This window comes from Halomonas ventosae (genome assembly GCF_004363555.1).
Taxonomy (GTDB): domain Bacteria; phylum Pseudomonadota; class Gammaproteobacteria; order Pseudomonadales; family Halomonadaceae; genus Halomonas; species Halomonas ventosae.
The window spans coordinates 1-17,192 of the sequence record NZ_SNZJ01000019.1 but is presented as its reverse complement, the minus strand read 5'-3'; the positions used below and the strand labels follow the sequence as shown (position 1 = coordinate 17,192).

Here is a 17,192-nt window from a genome sequence, read left to right as displayed (position 1 = left end):
AGAGGAGAGTGACCCATGAGTACTGCATACCGCGATTTCCATCTCCAGCCCATCGCCGGCGAGTGGCGTGAGGGCGGCAGCGAACGCCGTGCCGAGGTGACCAACCCCTTTGATGGCAGCGCACTGCTCGATATCCGCCTGGCGGATCGCAGCGACCTGGATGCCGCCTTCCTGGCGGCCGAAAAGGCCCAGGCCGAGTGGGCAGCGACCCCGCCGTCCGAGCGCAGCGCCCTGCTGCAGCGGGTGGTGGAGATCTTCGACGCCCGCAAGGAGGAGATCATCGACTGGCTGATTCGCGAGTCGGGCAGCACCCGCCTCAAGGCCAACGTCGAGTGGGGCGCGGCCCGCGGCATCACCCAGGAGGCCGCCAGCATGCCGGGCCGGGTGCATGGCATGACCCTGGCCTCCAACGTGCCGGGCAAGGAGAACCGCGTTTACCGCAAGCCGCTGGGTGTGGTGGGGGTGATCAGCCCCTGGAACTTCCCGCTGCACCTCTCCCAGCGCTCCATCGCCCCGGCGCTGGCGCTGGGCAACGCCGTGGTGGTCAAGCCGGCCAGCGACACCCCGGTCACCGGCGGCCTGCTGCTGGCAAAGATCTTCGAGGAGGCCGGGTTGCCCGAGGGGCTGCTCAGCGTGGTGGTGGGTGCCGGCAGCGAGATCGGCGACGCCTTCGTGGAGCACCGCGTGCCGCGGATGGTCTCCTTCACCGGCTCGACCCCGGTGGGGCGGCGCATCGGCGGGATCTGCAGCGGCGGCGAGCATATCAAGAAGGTGGCGCTGGAACTGGGCGGCAACAGCCCCTTCGTGGTGCTCGACGATGCCGACCTCGACCAGGCGGTGAACGCCGCGGCCATGGGCAAGTTCCTGCACCAGGGGCAGATCTGCATGGCCATCAACCGCATCATCGTCGACGAGCGCCGCTATGACGACTTCGTTGCGCGCTTCGTGGAGAAGGTCAAGGGGCTCCGTGTCGGCGACCCGAACGAGATGGAAACGGTGGTCGGGCCGATCATCAACGCCAAGCAGCGCGAGGGCCTGGAGGCCAAGATCGCCACGGCCCGGCAGGAGGGCGCAACCGTGCTGCTGGAGGGCGAGATCGACGGCCAGCTGGTGCCGCCGCACGTGTTCGGTGACGTCACCCCGGAGATGGAGATCAGTCGCGAGGAGATCTTCGGTCCGCTGGTGGGCATCCAGAAGGCCCGCGACGAGGCCCATGCCCTGACGCTTGCCAATGCCAGCGAGTACGGACTCTCGAGCGCGGTGTTCACTGCCGACCTGGCGCGAGGCGCCCGCTTCGCCCAGGGCATCAAGGCGGGCATGACCCATGTGAACGACATGCCGGTCAACGACGAGGCCCACGTGCCCTTCGGCGGCGAGAAGAACTCCGGCCTCGGACGCTTCAACGGCGACTGGGCCATCGAGGAGTTCACCACCGACCAGTGGATCAGCGTCCAGCATGCGCCGCGCGCCTACCCGTTCTAGGCACGACCGATGGCCCTGTCATCCCTCTCCGGGGGTGGCAGGGCGAGCCAACAAGAGAGACAACACGCGATGAAGTATCCGACAACTGCCTGGCTGGCTGCCCTTGGCACCAGCCTCCTTGCCACGCCCGCGCTTGCCGTGAACGGCCACTACGTTCCGGGCATCGAGGGGCTGAGCGCGGCGGCCGCCCCACCGGAAGGCCTCTACTACCGGGGCTACCTGATGCACTACGACATCGACAGCTTCCGTGACGCCAGCGGCGACGCCGCACCCGGGCGCAACACGGGATCGGTCAACGCCTGGGCCCATCGCGTCATCTGGATGACCGGCCAGCAGTTCCTGGGCGCCGACTACGGGATGGAAGCGATCGTGCCGATGCTCGATACCGAGCTCGACCTGGAGACCCCGGTCGGCGGCCAGCGCTTCGAGGACGACGGCCTCGGCGATGTGTTCGTGGGCCCGGTGATCCTCGGCTGGCACGGCGAGCGTTGGGACGCCACCTTCGCCGCCGGCCACTGGTTCGACACCGCCGACTTCGAGGCCGACAACCCGGCCTCGGTGGGCAAGGGCTATGGCACCACCATGCTCACCCTGGGTGGCATGTGGCACCTCGATGCCGAGCGGCGCTGGAACGTCTCGGCCCTGTCGCGCTACGAGATCAAGACCGAGCAGGACGTGACCGGCATCACACCGGGAGACAGCTGGCTGGTGGAGTGGGGCCTCGGCCATCGCCTGGAGAACGGCCTGGAGCTTGGCCTGGTGGGCTATGACGCCTGGCAGCTGGAGGCCGATGACGGCGCGGCGACCGGCGCCAAGGCCGAGCGGCACGCCATCGGCCTCGAGGCGGGCTACCTCTGGCCGGCAGTCGGCGTTCAGCTCAAGGGCGCCGCCTATCACGAGTACGATGCCGAGGCGGGTGGCCTCAATGGCCTGGAGAGCGAGGGCGACGCCATCCGCCTGCAGCTGACCAAGTTCCTGTGAGCCTTCCCCGGCGGCCACCGACGTGGCGGCCGGGGGCATCACCGGAGCGCTACCGACCCCGCTCGGCCGCCGGCCGGGCGGGGCCTTCGAGGGAGGAGAGTATCCATGCAGATTCAAGCGGCCGTGACCCCGGCGCAGGGGAGTGACTTCGAATGGCAGGCGGTGGAGCTCGCCGAGCCCGCCCTGGGCGAGGTGCGGGTGCGTATCGTGGCGACGGGTGTCTGCCATACCGATGCCGTGGCCAGGGACCTGGGCATCGCGCCCTTTCCCATCGTGCTGGGCCACGAGGGCGCCGGGGTGGTCGAGGCCCTCGGCGGGGGCGTGACGGGACTCGCGGTGGGCGACCACGTGGTGCTGTCGTTTGCCCACTGCGGGCGCTGTGGCCACTGCCTGACCGGCCATCCCACCGTCTGCGACACCTTCAACGAGCTCAACTTCGGCGGTGCCATGGACGACGGCGGCTACCGCCTGGCACGTGACGGCGAGGCGCTGGCCACCTTCTTCGGCCAGTCGTCGTTCGCCACCCATGCCGTGGTCAGCGCCCGCAATGCGGTGAAGGTGGACCCCGAGGTGGACCTGGCGCTGCTCGGCCCGCTGGGCTGCGGCATCCAGACCGGCGCGGGGACCGTGCTCAACCGGCTCAAGCCCGACTTCGGCACGAGCCTGGTGGTCTACGGCTGTGGCGCGGTGGGGCTCTCCGCCATCATGGCGGCCAGCATCGCCGGCTGCCGGCACATCATCGCGGTGGACGTCCACGACAGCCGACTCGCGCTGGCCCGGGAACTGGGCGCGACCCATGCCCTCAACGGCAAGCACGACGACGTGGTCGAACGTATTGGCGAGATCACCGGTGGCGGCAGCGAGTTTGCGGTGGAAACCACCGGGGTGCCGGCGGTGGTGCGCCAGTCGCTTCAGGCGCTGCGCCCGCTGGGCGTCTCGGCGATCGTCGGCGTCACCCCCGAGGTCACCCTCGACGTGCACCAGGACCTGATGGCCGAGGGCAAGTCGATGATCGGGGTGATCGAGGGCGACTCCGTGCCGCGGGTCTTCATCCCGCAGCTGGTGGCCTACCACAAGGCGGGGCGCTTCCCCTTCGACGGGATGGTGACGTTCTATGCGCCCGAGCAGATCAACCAGGCCTTCGAGGACTCGAAGAACGGCACCACCGTCAAGCCGGTGCTGAGGTTCGACTGACCCGCCGAGACCCAGTGGCAGGCGCATCGGGGCCCTCCACGGCCGGCGCCCTAAAGCCCACCCGCAACGAAGGGGGCGGCATCCCCGGATGCCGCCCCCTTTCCATTCTGCAGGGCGTCGCCGTCCCAGCGAGGCTACCCCAGGTAGGCGAGTGCCCCGGCGGCCATGGCCTCGATGCCGGTGCGCAGCGTGACCTCGTTGCCCGGGAAGTAGTAGGGCGAGTGGGGCATCTCCAGGTGGCGCATCTTCTCCGCCACGCTCGTCCCCGGCGTCTCCACCCAGCGTGATTCTGGCGTCGCGCCGATAAACCAGTAGACGTAGGGGATGTCCTCGCCGCCGAAGCCGCCGGCCTCGGCGTTGCCGAAGAACGGGAAGTCCTCGCTGCCGTTGAGGCGCGGCATGGCGTAGAGGTTGGCCTCGCCGAAGTGCGCGCCGTGGGCCCGGCGCACCCGCTCGACCGTCGCCGGGTCGTTGTGCAGGGCAATAGTTTCGTTGAGCACGCGAAACTCCGGCGGCGTCGGCGAGCGGCCGGCCTCGCACTCGGCGCGAATGATGCGCTCGATACCTTCCACCACCTGGCGGTGGAGGGCGTTGTCGAAGCTGCGGATATTGATCTCGAGCTCGGCGGAGTGGGGAATGATGTTGGCCTGGGTGCCGGCATGCAGCTTGCCGACGGTCACCACCACGGTCTCTTCTGGCGGCACCTCGCGGGAGACGATGGTCTGCAGGCGGGTGACCACATGGGCGGCGATCACCACCGGGTCCACCGTCTGCGCCGGCATGGAGCCGTGGCCGCCGGCGCCGTGGATCGTCACGGCCAGGTTGGTGCAGGCGGCCATGGCGCTGCCGGCGCGATGGCCGACGGTGCCGGCCAGCGCCGGCATGTTGTGCTGGCCGAGGATGACTTCGGGCCGGGCGAAGCGCGTGTAGAGGCCGTCATCGAGCATGGCCCTGGCCCCGCCGAAGACCTCCTCGGCCGGCTGGCAGACCAGCATCAGGGTGCCGGACCAGTGTTCCTTCAGCCCCGCCATCACCGCAGCGGCGCCGACCACACAGCTGCTGTGCAGGTCGTGGCCGCAGGCATGCATCAGCGGCACCGAGCCGCCCTCGGTCTCCACCGTGCGCGTGCTGGCGTAGTCCAGGCCAGTCTCCTCCCTGATCGGCAGGGCATCCATGTCGCCGCGCAGCATCACCGTGGGGCCGTCGCCGTTCTCGAGCAGGGCCACCACGCCGGTGCCGCCCACGCCGCGGGTCACCTCATAGCCCAGCGCTTCCAGCGCCTCGGCGAGCCGCGCGCTGGTCTCGTGCTCCTCGAAGGGCAGCTCGGGATGCTGGTGAATCTGGCGGTACAGCGCCTGAACCTCCTCGAGGGTCGCCTCCACCTGGGCGCCGATGGCGCCCTTGAGATCCGGCATATTGGTTTGCGTCGTCATTGTGGTCTCCATGGCGATTCAGTGGCTCGAGGTGTCGGGCACGCGAAGGCCGTTGTGCGAGGCATGGCTCAGTTGCTGCCAGGCGGCGACCGCCGCCACGTTGAGCAGCATGGCCCAGACCCCGGCGTGCCAACCTAGCGGCGAGCTCCAGACGAACTCCATCAGCAGGAAGGCCAGGCTGCCGATCAGCGCACCCGCCATCACACTGGCGCGGCGCAGCCGTGGCAGGAACAGCGCGCCGATCACCATCGGGAACAGCTGGATGATCACGCCGTAGGCGGTGAGCAGGATCATGACCAGCGAACCTGGGTTGAGCAGCGCGATCAGGTAGGCGGCCAGCGACAGCCCCAGCACGCTCCAGCGCGTCACGCTGACCGTGGTCTTCTCGCTGGCACCCTTCATCACGGTGGGGCCCATCACGTCACGCACCAGCACGATGGCGGCGGTGTGGGCGAGGTTGGCCCCGGTGGACATGGCCGCTGCCAGGGCGCCGGAGAGCATCAGGCCGATCACCCAGGGCGAGAAGTTGGCCACCTCCATCACCATCTTCAGCAGCACGGTGTCGGCGCGCTCCAGGGGCGAGTCGGCGAAGGCCAGGATGCCGGCGAAGCCGATGAACAGCAGCGGCACCAGCAGATACGCGTAGAGGGGGTAGAAGACGCTGACCTTGCGCAGGGTCTTGCCGCTGTCCGCCGAGTAGAACTTCATGAACAGGTGCGGCCACATGGCGCCGCCGAAGGCACTGACCAGCACGGCGGTGCTGAAGTAGCCCCAGCCCATGCCGGTGGCCCCGGGCATGGTCAGGTACTCCGGGGCCTGCTGCTGGAGCTGGGTGAACATCTCCCCCACGCCGCCGTAGAGGCGCTCGGAGATGGCCAGTCCCAGGAACCAGGCGATGGCGATCATCATCACGCCCTGTACCAGGTTGGTCCAGCCGATCCCGCTCAGGCCGCTGCAGAACACGTAGGCGGCCACCACCACGAAGGCCAGCAGCCCACCCAGCCAGAAGGGCACCATGCCGTCGGTCGCGGCCTGGAACAGCAGGCCGGCGCCGGCGATCTGGATGGTCAGGTAGGGCACCAGGGCGACCACGCCGATGATGCCGGCCAGCATGCCCAGCGGCTTGCTGCGGTAATGGTCGGCGATCATGTCGCCCTGGGTCAGGTAGCCCCGCTCGCGGCCCAGCTTGGCCACCCGCGGGCCCAACGCCCAGATGGTGATCGGCACCAGCGAGAGATACGCCAGGATATAGAAGGCCGGCGCGCCGTGCTGGTAGGCCCAGCCCGGCGTGCCGAGAAAGGCGAAGGCGGAGAAGATCTCGGCCCCGAGGATGAAGAACAGGATCACCACGCCCACGTGGCGGCCGCCGGCGACATAGCCTTCCAGGCTGGCGCTCGACTGGCCGCGGGCGCGCAGCCCCACCACCAGCACCATCGCCAGGTAGACGAGCGTAATGCCGACGATGATCACGGAATCACTCATGGCGGCCACCTCCGTGACGAACGACGAAGGCGATCCACATGCCGGCGAAGAGCACCAGCATCCACAGGGTGTACCAGAAGAACAGGAAGGGCAGGCCCAGCACGATGGGCTCGATACGGTTGGCGATCAGGGCGCCGGGCCAGATCATGGCCAGGGTGCACAGCGCGAAGTGCAGCCCGGTCAACAGGTGGTAGGTCTTGGTCATGGGAGAGTCCAGCTCGCCGAGGGCGAGTCTTGTTATGGGTTGTCCCCAGACTATGGAACGCCTTGCTCGATAGAAAAAATATAGGTTTGGCATTGCTGACATGCCGTTATGATATGGCTAGAGTGAATGCCCCTCCCTGGATGAGACGAGACGGCCGTGGAATTCCGCCAGCTCAGCTACTTCATTGCCGTTGCGGAGACCGGGTCCATCTCCGCGGCCAGCCGCCGGGTGCACGTCGCCCAGCCGGCACTGACCCGGCAGGTTCGACTATTGGAGGAGGACCTGGGCATCCGGCTGCTGGAGCGCCATGCCCGCGGGGTCAGCCTGACGGTGGCCGGCCAGGCGCTCTTTGAGGAGGCCGTCCAGCTGCTCGACCGGCGCACCCAGATCCGGACGCGACTCACCTCGCTGGGCCAGGGGCTGATCGGCAAGGTCAGCCTGGGGGTCACGGTGACCCATCTCTGGGTGCCGGAAGTGGCAGCGCTGCTGAGACACTATCGCGATCGCTACCCCAGGGTCGCCTTCGAGGTCTTCCCGCTGCTCTCGGGGCCCCAGCTGGAGCGGCTGCGGGAGGGCAGCCTTGACGCCGGCATCCTCTACCTGGACAGCGCCGACCAGCCGGGCCTGGAGACCCGCCTGCTGCAGCACGATCACCTGATGCTGGCCGTACCCGAGGCCTCGCGCTGGTCGTCCTCGCCGCCGAGCCGTCTGAGCGAACTGAAGGAAGCCGACTTCGTATGGGGCTTTCGCAGCGTCTCGCCGGTCTACTACGACCGCGTGATGGCCCACTTCGCCCGCCTCGACTTCGAGCCGCGGGTGGTCCAGTACGGCGCCGACAACATCACCATCCTCAGCATGGTGGCGGCAGGGCTGGGGATCGCCATCGTGCCCTCGGCGAGCAGCGCCCATCCCATGCCCGGCATCCGTTTCCTGCATCTGGCAGAGCTCACTGCCTGCGACATGCCGCTGTGGATGGCCTGGCGGTCGAGCAACGACGCGCCGGCCCTCCACAACCTGGTCGGCCTCGTCGAGGAGCTGTTCGGGGAGGAGGGCGTTTCCTCCCCTGGCCTGGCGGGCTAGGCTGGCCTGCCTGGTACGACTGACGAGAAGGATGACGTGATGCGCCTGCGCTGCCGGTTGCGCCTGTTATGGGTAATTCCGTTCCTGCTGTCCCTGGTGCTGCTGGCCGGCTGCGAGGAGACTCCGACCGGCCGCTCCCAGCTGGCCCTGGTGCCGGACACCCTGATGGCCCGGATGGGTGGGGATGCCTTCGACCAGCTGCGTCAGCGCCAGCCGGTGTCACGCGACGCGGCCGTCAACCGCCGGGTGCAGTGCGTGGCCCGGGCGGTGGTAGCCGCCGCCGAGGCGCGCTACCCGGCCGCCGACCGGCCCGAGGCCTGGGAGGTGGTGGTCTTCGAGGATCCCTCCCCCAACGCCTTCGCCCTGCCGGGTGGGCGCATCGGCGTACATGCCGGCCTCTTGCGGGTGGCCGAGACCCCGGCCCAGCTGGCGGCGGTGATCGGTCACGAGGTGGGGCATGTGCTGGCCGACCACGGCAATGAGCGCCTCACCCAGCAGCTCGGCATCAAGGCCGTGCTGTTGCTGGTGGGTCTCTTCGGCGAGGGAGAGCTGGGTCAGCAGCAGCTGATGCAGGCCCTGGGCCTCGGCGCCCGGCTTGGCATCAGCCTGCCGTTCAGCCGCGCCCACGAGGAGGAGGCCGACCTGATGGGCCTGGCGATCATGGCGCGGGCGGGCTTCGACCCGCAAGCGAGCGTGGCGCTGTGGCGCAACATGGCGGAAGCCGGAGGTGGCCAGCCGCCCGAATTCCTCTCCACCCATCCGGCCCACGGCTCGCGCATCGAGGCACTTCAAGACGCCATGGGGGAGGCCGAAGCAGCCTATCGCGCCACCACCCCGGCCGACTGCGCCGGCTAGGCGGGGCGCTTCCCCTTCGACCGGCTGGTGAAGCTCTATGCGCCGGAGCAGATCGACCAGGCCTTCGAGGACTCGAAGAATGGCACCACCGTCAAGCCGGTGCTGAAGATCGGCGACTAGCGCATGGATAGTCTGAAGGAAGGTGGCACCTGCATCAGGCAGGTGCCACCTTCCTTAGGGTGTTAGTTGTGAAAAGTCCAAATTTTTCATTGTTTCGTCCTGCTTTGACCGCCTGGAAGCTTCTCTATAAGGGCTTCATCCTGCACAGGTGCTTCTTTAGACGAATGTCGATTATCCATGTGTTGTCATCTGGGGTAGCTTGGCAACCATTACGAACTTGTATTCGTATATCGAACTTTTCCAGATCCATAACAATGAGCTCGGAGGATCACCATGAAGGCCAAGTTCACCGCCTGCCTGCTGGCCGCGTCCATCGCCGGCCTGGGCGCCGCGTCTGCCCAGTCGGCCACCACCCTGCGCATGGCCCACTTCTGGCCGGGCGCCTCGGGCGTCAACCAGGAGATCTTCGAGGCGTGGGCGGCCACCCTCGAGGAGGAGTCCGATGGTGAGCTCCGGGTCGAGATGTTCCCCTCCGGCACCCTGGCCAAGCCCGATTCCATCTACGAGGCGGCGGCCAACGGCATCGCCGATATCGGCGCCACCGCCCAGGGCTATACCGCCGGGCGCTTCCCGCTGTCGCAGATCGTCGAGCTGCCCGGGGTGGCGACCACGGCGACCCAGGGCGCCTGCGTGCTGCAGACCCTCTACGACGAGGGGCACCTCGACAGCGAGTACGAGGACACCCGGCCGCTGTTCTTCTTTACCACTGGTCCGGGTGGTATCCACACCATTGACACCGACGTCCAGGTGCCCTCCGACCTGGAGGGGCTGCGTATCCGCCGCCCCACCGCGGTGGCCGGCGAAATGCTCGAGAACATGGGGGCGAGCCCGGTGGGCATGCCGGCCCCGGACATCTACACCGCCATGCAGCGCGGGGTGATCGATGGCCTGAGCTTCCCCTGGGAGGGCCTCAAGGGTTTCCGCATCAACGAGCTGGTCGAGTACCACACCGAGGTGCCGTTCTACACCCTGATCTTCGTGGCCACCATGAACCAGCGCGCCTATGACAACCTGAGCCCCGAACAGCAGGCGGTGATCGACGCCAACGCCGGCATGAAGTGGGCCGGGAATGCCGGCGAGGTGTTCGACCGCCTGGACGTGGAAGGCAAGCAGGAGGCCAGGGACGCCGGCCACACCATCCGCGAGATCGAGGAACCGCTTTCGCATCCGGACTGGCAGAAGCCGCTTCAGGACGGCATCGAGAGCTACCTGACCCGGCTCGAGGAGCGCGGCCTGCCGGGTCGAGAGGTCTACGAGGCGGCGCTCGCCGCCAGCGAGTCCTGTGCCACCGAGCAGGGGTAAGGGGACATGCAGTCCACCCTGGAACGGGCCAGCCAGTGGCTGGCCCTGTTGTGCAAGCTCGTCGCGGGCATCGCCCTGGTGGCGCTGCTGGGGGTGACCATCGCCGACGTCGGCACCCGCTATCTCTACCGGCTCACCGAGGGCGCCATCGCCCTGCGCGTCTCCGGCAGCGTGGAGTTGGTCAGCTACCTGATGCTCTTCTCCCTGCTGGCGGCCATGGCCGCCAACGTGGAGAGGAGCCAGGTGGTGGTGGAGGCCTTCTCCCATGGCCTGTCGCCCGGCATCAAGAACCGCCTGCATGGCGTCTACCTGCTGGGGTTCACGGCACTCGGCCTGATTCTCTTCCTCGGCCTGCTGGACTCCGCCAGTGCGGCGGCCCGCCATGGCGAGGTGACCCAGGACCTGCGGATTCCCATGGGGCCCATCTACCATGCAGCCGCCGTGCTCAGCCTGCTGCTGGGGCTGCGCAGCCTGGTCCATGCCGTGCTGAGTGCCGTCTTCGGCGCCGAGGGGGAGGTCTCCCGTGGGGATTGATCTGTCGAGTGAGATGATCGGGGCCATCGGCCTGGGCCTGCTGCTGGTGCTGATGGTGCTTCGGGTGCCGGTGGCGCTGACCATGCTGATCGTCGGGGTGGTGGGCTTCGCCCAGGTGATCAGCTGGAGCGCGGCCATCGCCCAGCTCAAGACCGTGCCGGTGGAGGTGCTCTCCAACTACAGCTTCAGCGCCGTGCCGATGTTCATCCTGATGGGGGTGCTGGCGGCGCACTCCGGCATGGCCGGCAAGCTGTTCCTCTCGGCACGCACCATCTGTGGTGGCTGGAAGGGCGGGCTGGCCATTGCGGCCGTGGGCTCCTGCGGGATCTTCTCGGCGATCTCCGGCTCGTCGCTGGCCACCGCCAGCACCATGACCCGGGTCGCCCTGCCGGAGATGGAGCGCTACGGCTATAACCGTGGCCTGGCCACCGGCGCGCTGGCCGCCGGCGGCACCCTGGGGATCATGATCCCGCCCTCTATCGCGCTGCTGATCTACGCCATCCTCACCGAGCAGTCGGTGGGCGACATGTTCATGGCCGGCCTGGTGCCGGGGCTGATGGGGCTTTTGATGTATGCGCTCACGGTGAGCGTGGTGATGCGCCTCAAGCCCTCGCTGGCGGTGGCCGGCGAGCCGACGTCATGGCGAGAGAAGCTGGCCTCGATGACCGGCCTGGTGCCCTTCTTCGCGGTCTTCCTGGTGATGATCCTGGGCATCTACTTCGGTGCCTTCACCCCCACCGAGGGGGCCAGCGTCGGCGCCTTCGCCACCCTGCTCTACGCCCTGGCCAAGGGCATGCGCGGGGCCGAACTGTGGCGCAGCGTGCAGGAGACCCTGGCGCTCTCCGCGGTGGTGTTCTTCATGCTGGTGGGGGCCGAGACCCTGGGCTACTTCATCTCGGTGTCGCGGATCTCCTTCTCGATCACCGACGTCCTCTATGGCATGGAGCTGGCACCGATCGTGGTGGTGCTGTGCATCCTGCTGCTCTACTTCGTGCTGGGGATGTTCATGGACGCGATCGCCATGCTGGTGATCACGGTGCCGGTGGTGTTCCCGATCATCCAGTCGCTGGGCATCGACCCGGTATGGTTCGGCATCATCACCGTGCTGACCGTGGAGCTGGGGCTGATCACCCCGCCGGTGGGCATGAACGTCTTCGTGATCAAGGCCATGGCGCCCCACGTGGGGCTGGGCGAGATCTTCAGGGGCGTCGCGCCCTTCATCGTCTCGGACTTCCTGCGCCTGGCGCTGCTGATCGCCTTCCCGGTGCTGACCACCCTGTTCCTGCTCTGAGCCGCTTCTCTCGGCGGTTAACCGCGCCCTCGGCTCAGCGTCCCTGGCCGGGGGCACTTTTGTATCGGTACTAAGCCTCCGGCTGGCGCCGTCGGAAGTCCCGGGGCGAGAGGCCGGTGAGTCGCTTGAAGAAGCGGGTGAAGTAGGCGGGCTCCGAGAAGCCCAGGCTGTCGGCGACCTGGCCGATGGTCATGTTGGTGTAGGTGAGCTGGCGCTTGGCCTCGAGCAGCAGGCGCTCATGGAGCAGCTGCAGGGCGCTGCGGTCGGCCAGTCGCCGACACAGCAGGTTGAGGTGGGCGCTGGTCATGCCCAACTGTTCGGCGAACCGCTCGATGCTGGGTTGCTGGCGAAACTGCTTCTCGATCAGCGCCTGGTAGTTCTGCAGGTGGGCCAGCCCGCGGTGCGGGGGTTGCGGGCGTTTTGTGGTGCCATCAGCAGCGCGCTTGTCGATCAGGCGCGAGATCTCGATGAACAGTGCCTCGGCGAACGCCTCCAGCAACCGCTCGCGGCCGGGGGCAGGGTGGCGATACTCCTCCCCGAGCTGATCCACCAGGGTGGCGATACGCCCGGCCTGCCGGGTTCCCTCGAGAGGGTGTGCGGTGGCCCGGGACAGCACCTCGGCCTGGCCACCCAGGCGCGCCTCCAGCCGCTCGGCCAGGGGACTTGCCAGCGTGATGATATGCCCCTGGGTATCCGGCGAGAAATGGAAGCCATGAATGCTCATGGCCGGCACCACGATGACCAGGGGGGCGTCATGGGCGTGCAGGCTCCCCTCCAGCTCGAGGCTGACGCGACCCGAGGAGAGGTGGAGCAGGTGCAGCAGGTCGGTATGGCGATGGGGGTGGATCTTCCAGTCGTGCAGCCGGCTGCGTTCGGGAATCGATTCCCAGTGGAGCAGGTCCGGCGTCGGCCAGTGGCGCGTCTCGCCATACAGCTTGAAGACGGGGACAGCAGCGTCGGACATCGGGCCTCCGGTCAGCGCTTTACGACTAAAGTCGGCCATGCATATTGGGATCGTCCAATTAACTCTGCCAATATTGCCTTATACGGGCGTGGATTTCAGTGAAAAATACAATCCACATAGCGAACAGATGTTCACCACTGCCTGACAACGGAGTCTCCCCATGAAGACACAGGTCGCGATCATCGGCGCCGGCCCCTCGGGCCTGCTGCTCGGCCAGCTGCTCAGCCGCCAGGGCATCGACAACGTCATCCTCGAGCGCAAGTCCGGCGAGTATGTGCTGAGCCGCATCCGTGCCGGCGTGCTGGAGCAGGGCATGGTCGACCTGCTGCGCGAGGCCGGTGTCGACAAGCGCATGGACGAGGAGGGCGAAGTCCACGACGGTGTCGAGCTGGCCTTGGACAATCGCCGCGTGCGCGTCGACCTCGCCGGGCTCACCGGCGGCAAGACCGTGATGGTCTACGGCCAGACCGAGGTGACCCGCGACCTGATGGAGGCTCGCGAGGCCACTGGGGGCACGACCCTCTACGAGGCGGATAACGTTCAGCCCCACGACCTCGAGAGCGATAGCCCCTATATCACCTTCGAAAAGGATGGCGAGACGCACCGTCTCGACTGCGACTACGTGGCCGGCTGTGATGGCTTCCACGGTATCTCGCGCAAGTCGATCCCCGAGGGGCGCATCAAGGAGTTCGAGAAGGTCTACCCCTTCGGCTGGCTGGGCCTGCTTTCCGACACCCCGCCGGTGGCCGAGGAGCTGATCTACGCCCGCCACGAGCGCGGCTTCGCCCTGTGCAGCATGCGTTCCTCGACCCGCAGTCGCTACTACCTCCAGGTGTCGCTGGACGAGAAGGTCGAGGAGTGGTCCGACGAGCGCTTTTGGGAGGAGCTCAAGCGCCGCATCCCCGACGACGTGGCGGAGAAGCTGGTGACGGGGCCCTCCATCGAGAAGAGCATCGCCCCGCTGCGCAGCTTCGTGGTGGAGCCCATGCAGTACGGGCGCCTCTTCCTGGTCGGCGATGCCGCACATATCGTGCCGCCCACCGGCGCCAAGGGGCTCAACCTGGCGGCCAGCGACGTCAACACCCTCTATCGGCTGATGGTGAAGGTCTACCAGGAGGGGCGCACCGACCTGATCCCCAGCTACTCCGAGACCTGCCTCAAGCGCATCTGGAAGGCCGAGCGCTTCTCCTGGTGGATGACCTCCATGCTGCACAAGTTCTCCGAGGAGGAGGACTTCGCCACTCGCATGCAGCAGGCCGAGCTCGACTACGTGACGAGCTCCGAGGCGGGGTTGACCACCATCGCCGAGAACTACGTGGGGCTGCCCTACGAGTCGCTCGAGTAACGCGACCGCTCGCCAGTATCACCTCGCGACCCGGGCCCGATGGCCCGGGTGTCGTCGTGGGCGATCACTGTCCGCAGGGCCCCGGCGGCGTCTCAGGGATAGCGCCCGCTGCGGCGGTTCTCCACCAGTACCTCGAGGATGGCGTTGGCCTCCTGCATCACGGGGGAGGGGGCCTCTCCGCGGCGACGGCTGCAAATCACGGGGGTGGTGATGCTCCTGTCGGCGAGGTAGACATAGCTGATGCCGTCGCGCTGCACGCGACGCACCTGCTCCGGCACCAGGCTGATGCCGATCTCCGAGGCTACCAGGCCCAGTGCCGTCTGCAGCTCGTTGGCCTCCTGCACCACCTCCACCTTCAACCCCTGGCGACGAAAGAGCCCGAGCACCATGTCGGCCATGCTGGGGCGCGGCTTGGCGGGAAACAGGATCAGCGGGTAGCGGGCGAGCTGCTCGAGGGTCGGGGTGGTGCCTTCCAGTGGGTGGCCGGTCGGCACCACCGCCATCAGCGGCTCGTCGAACAGCACCTCCTGTTCTACGTCCGGGTCGTCGATCCTGAGGCGACCGAAGCCCATGTCGATACGACCCGCCTTCAGGGCCTGGATCTGCTGCACCGTGGTCAGCTCGGCCAGGCTCAGCTCGACATTATCCTTTTGTCGTAAGTCGCGGACCAGCAGCGGCAGCTGCCCATAGAACACTGAGGGCACGAAGCCGATGCCGAACATGACGCGCTTGCTGCGGGCCATGCGTCGTGTGGCTTCGAGGGTGACGTCCACCTTCTCGAGTATCTGGATGGCGTGCTGCCGGAAGAACTGCCCGGTGGTGGTCAGGCGCAGGCCGCGGGAGCCCCGCTCGAACAGCTCGGCCCCGACCTCCTTCTCCAACTGCTTGATCTGCCTGGATAAAGGCGGCTGTGACATGTGCAGCCGCTCGGCGGCACAGGTCAGGTTCAGCTCCTCGGCGACCACGCAGAAGTACCTGAGGTGGCGCAGTTCCATGATACCTCCTGGGTATGGCAGGGCACCCAAACAATATTGGTTCGGTCTTCCCGCTGCAATCAGACTGCCATGCAATCACCAGATTCCCGGACTTCGGAGCCCCCATGTCATCCGTTATCGAAAGCATCGAGACGCTGCTGGTCGACCTGCCGACCATCCGCCCGCACAAGCTCTCCATGACCACCATGGCCTGCCAGACCATGGTCATCGTGCGGATGCGCCACAGCGATGGCATCGAGGGCCTCGGCGAGGGCACCACCATCGGCGGGCTGGCCTATGGCCCTGAGAGTCCCGAGAGCATCAAGACCAACATCGACACCTACCTGGCGCCGCTGCTGGTCGGCCAGCCCTCGGGCAACGTCCATGCGCTGCGTGCCCGGCTGAATCGCCATGCCCGCGGCAACGCCATCGCCAAGTCGGCGCTGGAGACCGCGCTGCTCGACGCCCAGGGCAAGCGCCTGGGCCTCTCCGTGGCCGATCTGCTGGGCGGCGCCCGCCAGACGCACCTGCCGGTGCTCTGGACCCTGGCCAGCGGCGATACCCGCAAGGACATCGACGAGGCCCTGCTGCGCCTCGAGCAGCGTCGCCACTGCGACTTCAAGCTGAAGATCGGCGCCAACCCGGTGGATCAGGACGTGCGCCACGTGGCCGCCATCAAGGAGGCGCTGGGTGACCGGGCAAGCGTGCGGGTCGACGTCAACCAGGCCTGGGACGAGTCCACCGCGGTGCGCGGCATCCAGGCGCTGCAGGACGCCGGCATCGAGCTGATCGAGCAGGCCATTCCCGCCCGCGAGCATGCCGGCCTGATTCGCCTGGCCAACCGCTTCAACGTGCCGATGCTGGCCGACGAGGCGGTGCAGGACGCCCGCGACGGGCTCGACCTGGTGGCTGGCGGCTTCAGTGGCGCCTTCGCCCTCAAGATCGCCAAGTCCGGCGGGCTGCACGGCGTGCTGGAGCTGGCCCATGTGGCCCAGGCCGCCGGCATCGGCCTCTACGGCGGCACCCTGCTCGAGGGCACCATCGGCACCGCGGCCTCGCTGCACGCCTGGGCGACACAGGACGAGATGGCCTGGGGCACCGAGATGTTCGGCCCGCTGCTGCTCAAGGACGACATCGTCGCCGAGCCGCTCAACTACCGCGAGTTCGGTGTCGACCTGCCCCAGGGCGCGGGGCTCGGCATCACCCTGGACGAAGACAAGCTGGCCCACTACGCGCGCCAGTAAGGCCCGCCCCAAAGAGGCCGCCATCAATCGTTATCGGGCCAGTCCCGAAGAGAGGAGGAGAACATCATGCTGTTTCAGGTGGAAATGACCGTCAAGCTGCCGCCGTCCATGCCGGCCGAACAGGCCGCCGAGATCAAGGCGACCGAGAAGGCCTACTCCCAGGAGCTGCAGCGCTCCGGCAAGTGGCGCCACCTGTGGCGCGTGGCCGGCAGCTACTCGAACGTCAGCATCTTCGACGTCGAGGACAACGCCGAGCTTCAGGAGCTGGTCAGCAACCTGCCGCTCTTTCCCTACATGGAGATCAGCGTCAAACCGCTGTGTCGCCACCCGTCCTCCATCCGCGAGGACGACGCCTGAGTCGCGGATGAAGCACGCCAGTCCGCTGCGGGACTGCACCAGATAACGATCGAGGATAACCGACCATGACCGTGAAGATATTCGACACCCCCGAGGTCCAGGACTTCCTGACCACCGTCGCCGGCTTCGACCAGCAAGGCGGCAGCGAGCGCGCCAAGCAGATCATGCACCGCCTGCTCTCCGACCTGTTCCGCCTGATGGACGACTACGACGTCAGCGCCGAGGAGTTCTGGTCCGCCGTCAGCGTGCTCAATGCGCTGGGCAACGGCACCCAGTTCGGCCTGCTGGCCCCGGGGCTGGGCTTCGACCACTACCTGGACATGCGCATGGACGCCGCCGACCGCGAGCG

General features: G+C 67.5%; 17 protein-coding genes. 12 read left to right on the top strand and 5 right to left on the bottom strand.

Annotated features, from left to right (window positions below; all coding sequences use genetic code 11):
* Window positions 1-15 precede the first annotated feature (15 nt).
* The 3 genes from DFP85_RS14840 to DFP85_RS14830 all read left to right on the top strand — a co-directional run bounded on the left by DFP85_RS14840 (window position 16) and on the right by DFP85_RS14830 (window position 3,657).
* On the top strand, window positions 16-1,482 hold the full coding sequence (locus DFP85_RS14840; RefSeq protein WP_133637217.1) for an aldehyde dehydrogenase family protein: 1,467 nt from the start codon (window positions 16-18) through the stop codon (window positions 1,480-1,482).
* A gap of 69 nt (window positions 1,483-1,551) precedes the next feature.
* Entirely contained in the window at window positions 1,552-2,463 is a 912-nt protein-coding gene (locus tag DFP85_RS14835) for a SphA family protein (protein ID WP_133637216.1), read from the top strand.
* Between the two features lie 105 nt (window positions 2,464-2,568).
* Window positions 2,569-3,657 (top strand): NAD(P)-dependent alcohol dehydrogenase, encoded by a 1,089-nt coding sequence (locus DFP85_RS14830; RefSeq protein WP_133637215.1) that lies wholly within the window; start codon window positions 2,569-2,571, stop codon window positions 3,655-3,657.
* Window positions 3,658-3,791: 134 nt separating this feature from the next.
* Here DFP85_RS14830 and DFP85_RS14825 read toward each other — a convergent pair whose 3' ends face one another.
* The 3 genes from DFP85_RS14825 to DFP85_RS14815 are packed head-to-tail and all read right to left on the bottom strand — an operon-like array spanning window position 3,792 to window position 6,777.
* The gene (locus DFP85_RS14825) at window positions 3,792-5,090 is read right to left on the bottom strand and encodes an amidohydrolase (RefSeq protein ID WP_133637214.1); all 1,299 of its coding nucleotides are present in this window, start codon (window positions 5,088-5,090) and stop codon (window positions 3,792-3,794) included.
* A gap of 18 nt (window positions 5,091-5,108) precedes the next feature.
* Window positions 5,109-6,572 (bottom strand): sodium:solute symporter family protein, encoded by a 1,464-nt coding sequence (locus tag DFP85_RS14820; RefSeq protein WP_133637213.1) that lies wholly within the window; start codon window positions 6,570-6,572, stop codon window positions 5,109-5,111.
* Window positions 6,565-6,777, bottom strand: coding sequence for a hypothetical protein (locus DFP85_RS14815; RefSeq protein WP_133637212.1), 213 nt, complete (start codon window positions 6,775-6,777; stop codon window positions 6,565-6,567). The genes DFP85_RS14820 and DFP85_RS14815 overlap by 8 nt, the downstream gene beginning before the upstream one ends.
* A 156-nt stretch (window positions 6,778-6,933) precedes the next feature.
* Between DFP85_RS14815 and DFP85_RS14810 the strand changes: the two genes are divergently transcribed.
* From DFP85_RS14810 to DFP85_RS14785, 5 genes are all read left to right on the top strand, one after another.
* Window positions 6,934-7,857 (top strand): LysR family transcriptional regulator, encoded by a 924-nt coding sequence (locus DFP85_RS14810; RefSeq protein ID WP_133637211.1) that lies wholly within the window; start codon window positions 6,934-6,936, stop codon window positions 7,855-7,857.
* Between the two features lie 39 nt (window positions 7,858-7,896).
* A complete protein-coding gene (locus tag DFP85_RS14805) occupies window positions 7,897-8,712 on the top strand; it encodes a M48 family metallopeptidase (RefSeq protein WP_133637210.1) in 816 nt (271 codons plus the stop codon).
* A gap of 393 nt (window positions 8,713-9,105) precedes the next feature.
* Window positions 9,106-10,134, top strand: a complete 1,029-nt coding sequence (locus DFP85_RS14795) for a TRAP transporter substrate-binding protein (protein WP_133637209.1) — start codon at window positions 9,106-9,108, stop codon at window positions 10,132-10,134.
* Window positions 10,135-10,140: 6 nt separating this feature from the next.
* The gene (locus DFP85_RS14790; RefSeq protein ID WP_133637208.1) at window positions 10,141-10,668 is read left to right on the top strand and encodes a TRAP transporter small permease; all 528 of its coding nucleotides are present in this window, start codon (window positions 10,141-10,143) and stop codon (window positions 10,666-10,668) included.
* Window position 10,669: 1 nt separating this feature from the next.
* Window positions 10,670-11,959, top strand: coding sequence for a TRAP transporter large permease (locus DFP85_RS14785; RefSeq protein ID WP_133637275.1), 1,290 nt, complete (start codon window positions 10,670-10,672; stop codon window positions 11,957-11,959).
* A gap of 70 nt (window positions 11,960-12,029) precedes the next feature.
* Here the strand turns inward: DFP85_RS14785 and DFP85_RS14780 are convergent, their stop codons facing one another.
* A complete protein-coding gene (locus tag DFP85_RS14780; RefSeq protein WP_133637207.1) occupies window positions 12,030-12,923 on the bottom strand; it encodes a helix-turn-helix domain-containing protein in 894 nt (297 codons plus the stop codon).
* Between the two features lie 160 nt (window positions 12,924-13,083).
* On the opposite strand from DFP85_RS14780, the gene pobA reads away from it, so the two are divergent.
* Window positions 13,084-14,268 carry a 4-hydroxybenzoate 3-monooxygenase gene (gene pobA / locus DFP85_RS14775; protein ID WP_133637206.1) on the top strand — a complete coding sequence of 395 codons (1,185 nt, stop codon included), beginning with the start codon at window positions 13,084-13,086 and terminating at the stop codon, window positions 14,266-14,268.
* Window positions 14,269-14,360: 92 nt separating this feature from the next.
* On the opposite strand, the gene DFP85_RS14770 is transcribed toward pobA, so the two are convergent.
* Window positions 14,361-15,263, bottom strand: coding sequence for a LysR family transcriptional regulator (locus DFP85_RS14770; protein ID WP_133637205.1), 903 nt, complete (start codon window positions 15,261-15,263; stop codon window positions 14,361-14,363).
* Between the two features lie 104 nt (window positions 15,264-15,367).
* Here DFP85_RS14770 and DFP85_RS14765 point away from each other — a divergent pair, with 104 nt between their 5' ends.
* From DFP85_RS14765 to DFP85_RS14755, 3 genes are all read left to right on the top strand, one after another.
* The gene (locus DFP85_RS14765) at window positions 15,368-16,486 is read left to right on the top strand and encodes a muconate/chloromuconate family cycloisomerase (RefSeq protein WP_133637204.1); all 1,119 of its coding nucleotides are present in this window, start codon (window positions 15,368-15,370) and stop codon (window positions 16,484-16,486) included.
* 66 nt (window positions 16,487-16,552) lie between these two features.
* Window positions 16,553-16,843, top strand: coding sequence for a muconolactone Delta-isomerase (gene catC / locus DFP85_RS14760; RefSeq protein WP_106232437.1), 291 nt, complete (start codon window positions 16,553-16,555; stop codon window positions 16,841-16,843).
* Between the two features lie 65 nt (window positions 16,844-16,908).
* Window positions 16,909-17,192: dioxygenase (locus tag DFP85_RS14755; protein ID WP_279512947.1), on the top strand; the 284-nt coding region annotated here is incomplete at its 3' end.

Coding starts and splice junctions, on each gene's coding strand:
- DFP85_RS14805 (WP_133637210.1), top strand. CDS start 7,897: ATGCGCCTGCGCTGCCGGTTGCGCCTGTTATGGGTAATTCCGTTCCTG.
- DFP85_RS14765 (WP_133637204.1), top strand. CDS start 15,368: ATGTCATCCGTTATCGAAAGCATCGAGACGCTGCTGGTCGACCTGCCG.
- DFP85_RS14830 (WP_133637215.1), top strand. CDS start 2,569: ATGCAGATTCAAGCGGCCGTGACCCCGGCGCAGGGGAGTGACTTCGAA.
- DFP85_RS14835 (WP_133637216.1), top strand. CDS start 1,552: ATGAAGTATCCGACAACTGCCTGGCTGGCTGCCCTTGGCACCAGCCTC.
- DFP85_RS14815 (WP_133637212.1), bottom strand. CDS start 6,777: ATGACCAAGACCTACCACCTGTTGACCGGGCTGCACTTCGCGCTGTGC.
- pobA (WP_133637206.1), top strand. CDS start 13,084: ATGAAGACACAGGTCGCGATCATCGGCGCCGGCCCCTCGGGCCTGCTG.
- DFP85_RS14795 (WP_133637209.1), top strand. CDS start 9,106: ATGAAGGCCAAGTTCACCGCCTGCCTGCTGGCCGCGTCCATCGCCGGC.
- DFP85_RS14825 (WP_133637214.1), bottom strand. CDS start 5,090: ATGACGACGCAAACCAATATGCCGGATCTCAAGGGCGCCATCGGCGCC.
- DFP85_RS14770 (WP_133637205.1), bottom strand. CDS start 15,263: ATGGAACTGCGCCACCTCAGGTACTTCTGCGTGGTCGCCGAGGAGCTG.
- DFP85_RS14790 (WP_133637208.1), top strand. CDS start 10,141: ATGCAGTCCACCCTGGAACGGGCCAGCCAGTGGCTGGCCCTGTTGTGC.
- catC (WP_106232437.1), top strand. CDS start 16,553: ATGCTGTTTCAGGTGGAAATGACCGTCAAGCTGCCGCCGTCCATGCCG.
- DFP85_RS14820 (WP_133637213.1), bottom strand. CDS start 6,572: ATGAGTGATTCCGTGATCATCGTCGGCATTACGCTCGTCTACCTGGCG.
- DFP85_RS14780 (WP_133637207.1), bottom strand. CDS start 12,923: ATGTCCGACGCTGCTGTCCCCGTCTTCAAGCTGTATGGCGAGACGCGC.
- DFP85_RS14840 (WP_133637217.1), top strand. CDS start 16: ATGAGTACTGCATACCGCGATTTCCATCTCCAGCCCATCGCCGGCGAG.